Below are 3783 nucleotides of genomic sequence, written 5' to 3'. Positions count from 1 at the left end.
CTCGAACCCGCGACCCCATGCGTGACAGGCATGTATTCTAACCAACTGAACTACCAAACCTCTGCGTTATTGCGGTTGCAAAGATAGTACAGAATTTCGTTTCTGCAAGTGTTTTGGCAAAAAAAATGAATAATTATTTTAAATATTTAGCCAAAGTTTTGTTTTTCAACCAAATATGTAGTCAGTATTTTCTCAAAATTATCACCCACATTTACCGGAACGTACTTAATTTGGTTCTTTGCACAGGTTAAAGCCAGTTTTTTAAAGTACTCTCCTGCCCTTTTTTCATATTCTGTTTTTACATTATCTGCAAAAATTGACACTTCTTCACCTGTTTCCAGATCAATAAACTTCCTTGGCGTATTATCGAAATCAAATTTCAGCTCTGTGTCATTATCAACTACGTGAAACAAAACCACTTTATGTTTGTTGTGTTTTAAATGCTGCAAGGCGTTAAAAAGCTTTTCATCATCTTCTGACTGAAACATATCCGTAAACAAAATAATCATCGAACGACGGTGCATTTTTTCCGCAATTTGATGCAGGTATGTAATGGTATCCGTGCTTTTTTTGACTTTTGGCTGTTCTAATAACTGCTCCAGCTTGTTCAATAACATTCTGTGATGACGATCACTTCCTTTTTCTGGAGCGTAATATTCGTAACTGTCCGAAAACACGCTTAAACCAACTGCATCACGCTGTTTCTTTAAAATATTCATCAACACTGCCGACGCCAAAACCGCAAAACCAATCTTTTTTTCATAAAAAGGCTGATTCGATTTTAGTTCGGGATAATGCATCGACGACGAATTATCAACAATAAGATGACAGCGTAAATTGGTTTCTTCCTCAAAACGTTTGGTGTATAAACGATCGGTTTTGGCGAATAATTTCCAATCGATATGTTTGGTGCTTTCTCCGGCATTATAAACTTTATGCTCGGCAAATTCAGCCGAAAATCCATGAAACGGACTTTTATGCATTCCGGATATAAAACCTTCTACAACCTGATTCGCCAGCATTTCGAGATGCTGAAAACTGGAGACTTTCTCTATTTCCGATTCAATTTTCATTCGGTTTCTTTTTTAATATTTTGAGCGCGGTACAAACCATCTGTTGCCTGCAATAATTTTCGTTTTAATATCGGACTAAAATTAGGGTTTTCTTTTAAGAATCGCTGTACTTCATCAAAAGCATATTGAGACGAATATTTTCCAATCGTATTGCTCAGCCAGTCTTTCGGAAAGAAAATATCTCCCGTACGCTGAATTTCCTCCGTCAAATCTAATGAAAATCTAATATACTTTTGAGCACTTTCCTGACGCAACGGATGATGAATATTCGCCAAACCAACAGAAACCCACGATTCTTTTTCCCTGTTTTTATCGTCCTTCAATGATTCCATAAAAGAATTCCGAACCGACTCATCTTTTGATAACGATGGCAATAAAAACTCAAATCGTTTTTGTTTGTCCGGATTCGTGATTGTCGTTCTGGTTTTTTCTAAAATTTCATCCGCCTTTTCATGCTTAAATATAGCCAGGTTCATAGCGATATTGGTGTAATCATCTTCGTTTAATTTTAAATTCGGGATCACAACTTCTTTATTCCAAATCTGATATAATTTATTTTTTGCCAAATCTGAATGCGCAATTGAACTGAACAAATTAAATAAGGTCTTTTTAATATTAGCTGTCAAATTGGTTTGTAAACGTACGTACAGAATATCCTCCAATTGTTTTTGCACTTTGATTTGCTGTTTTTCCGTTAAAAATCTCCAATAAATAGCACTCAAATTATTAGAAACAATTTTCAAAACCAATTCATTTTCTTCTAATTGAATCCCCTTAAAAAAACAATCAAAAGCTTTAATTGGAGAAACATTGCCAATCAACATATTCTCATAAAGATTACTGTACGAAGAAGCTCTTGCAACCTCATCTTTTAAGTTTGAAATGTAGTTTAAATTATTCCCGACAAGCGGAAAAACACCGTAACCAAAACCATTATAATTGTAAATAACACTAACTGGCTTTGGTTGCCCGATTAACTCTTTCAAACAGATATTTTTATCTTTTATATTGACATTTACCACCTTAACCGTATCAGGATAAATTAACCCAATCTGAAAAACCTGAGGCCAGACATTTTTTGATTTATCTTCTGCTTTTTGCCGAATTTCAAATTTCCTGATTCGGTTTTGAGCATCATATACAATCTTATCCGTAAAAATCGCTCTCCCGGATTGATTCACCCAAACCTTGCTCCATTTTTGCATATCGAGAGGGGTTTCTGCATCCAGAATTTCAACCAGATTATTCCAGTCGGCATTGTCGTTGGCGTATTTTTGAATGTACTTTTCAATTCCTTTCCGGAAAGCTTCCGCCCCCATCGAAGCTTCCAACTGACGCATCATTATTGGTGCTTTGTTGTAAATGATATTTCCGTAAAGCGAACCTGCATCTTTCAAATTGGCGAGGTTTTGCTTAATCGGATGCGTACCCAACGATCTGTCTTCCGCGTAAGCGTTGGCATAATGCGCACTAAAAAATTGCAAATTATGATTAACTTTCGGAAAAATCGGATTCATGATTTTATCAGCCATAAAATTCGCAAACACCTCTTTCATCCAGACATCATCAAACCATTTCATTGTAACCAAATCGCCAAACCACATATGCGAAGTTTCATGTGCAATGAGTTTCGCCCTGTCTAATTTCTCGCTGTCTGTCGCACTGTTATCCAAAAACAAAGTTGATTCACGATACTGAATCGCGCCCACATGTTCCATTCCGCCATACTGAAAAACCGGAATCGAAGCAAAATCCAGTTTCTGAAAAGGAAAAGGATAGTTAGTATATTTTTCTAAAAAGTCTAAAGATTGTTGGTGCAATTTGAAAATCGTATCGGTACTCGTTTGTAACTTTTCCGGATTGTTTTCGCGATACAACATCGTCATTTGTAAATTGCCCGGTTTCTGGGTCACACTTTTAAATTTTCCGGCGACAAAAGAAAACAAATACGTACTCATTTTATCTGATTCTCCAAAAGTGTAAGTGATAAAATCGCCTTTTTCGACTTTAGCTTTCACATCGGCACCAGCCAAAACCGACCAATCTTTGGGAACCGTAAGATTCAGTTTATAAGTGGCTTTAATATCAGGCTGATCAAAACACGGAAACAATGTACTGGCGCGATCCGGAACTAATAAAGTATATAGAAAATCGTCATTTCGGTTCAGCGATAAATCGCCTGCAATAAAAGAAACAGCCACTTTGTTTTGTCCTAAAATTAAAGCCGAAGGCGAAATAACAATATGACCTTTTTCCTGAACAATGGCAATGCTTTTTCCGTTTACCTCAATTGATTTTATATTTTGAGATTTCTCTTTAAAATCTAAATACAAAGGCTGACTCAAGTCGGATAAAGTCAAATCTAAAACTAAACTTGAATTGATTTCCTGATCTTTTTGTTTCGGAATTTCAAAAGACAATTCATAAGAAACATTGGTTATCTGATGTTTCCGAAAATGAGCTAATTGCTCTGAAACTCCATTCTCCAAAACAAGACTTTCTTTTAGTTTTGATTGAGAAAAACCAATTGCAGTGATGACAAATAAACAAAGAAAGCTGTAGAAAATTTTCATTTTTTAAAGGAATAAGATTCGTTAAAAATAAAAAATGTTTGCCACGAATTGCACTAATTTTTACTAATTATCATTTTGATACTGCTTAAAAAGTTTGCCACAGATTAAATGATTCTCGAAGATTAAAAAAATCATTT

The 3783-nt window shown here is 35.4% G+C and carries 2 protein-coding genes; both read right to left on the bottom strand.

Features of this window, described 5'->3' with window-relative positions:
- Nucleotides 1–146: 146 nt before the first annotated feature.
- On the bottom strand, nt 147–1073 hold the full coding sequence (locus tag PMI10_RS19500; RefSeq protein WP_007810972.1) for a DUF58 domain-containing protein: 927 nt from the start codon (nt 1071–1073) through the stop codon (nt 147–149).
- A complete protein-coding gene (locus tag PMI10_RS19495; protein WP_007810971.1) occupies nt 1070–3646 on the bottom strand; it encodes a M1 family aminopeptidase in 2577 nt (858 codons plus the stop codon). Before PMI10_RS19495 ends, PMI10_RS19500 begins: the two co-directional genes overlap by 4 nt.
- Between the last annotated feature and the right edge of the window lie 137 nt (nt 3647–3783).

The sequence above is a fragment of the Flavobacterium sp. CF136 genome (assembly GCF_000282055.1).
Classification (GTDB): Bacteria; Bacteroidota; Bacteroidia; order Flavobacteriales; family Flavobacteriaceae; genus Flavobacterium.
This window is presented reverse-complemented; position numbering and strand designations above follow the sequence as displayed.

What these genes read in the sequence shown, in the direction of transcription:
- PMI10_RS19500 (WP_007810972.1), bottom strand. Translation starts at nt 1,073, where the DNA reads ATGAAAATTGAATCGGAAATAGAGAAAGTCTCCAGTTTTCAGCATCTC.
- PMI10_RS19495 (WP_007810971.1), bottom strand. Translation starts at nt 3,646, where the DNA reads ATGAAAATTTTCTACAGCTTTCTTTGTTTATTTGTCATCACTGCAATT.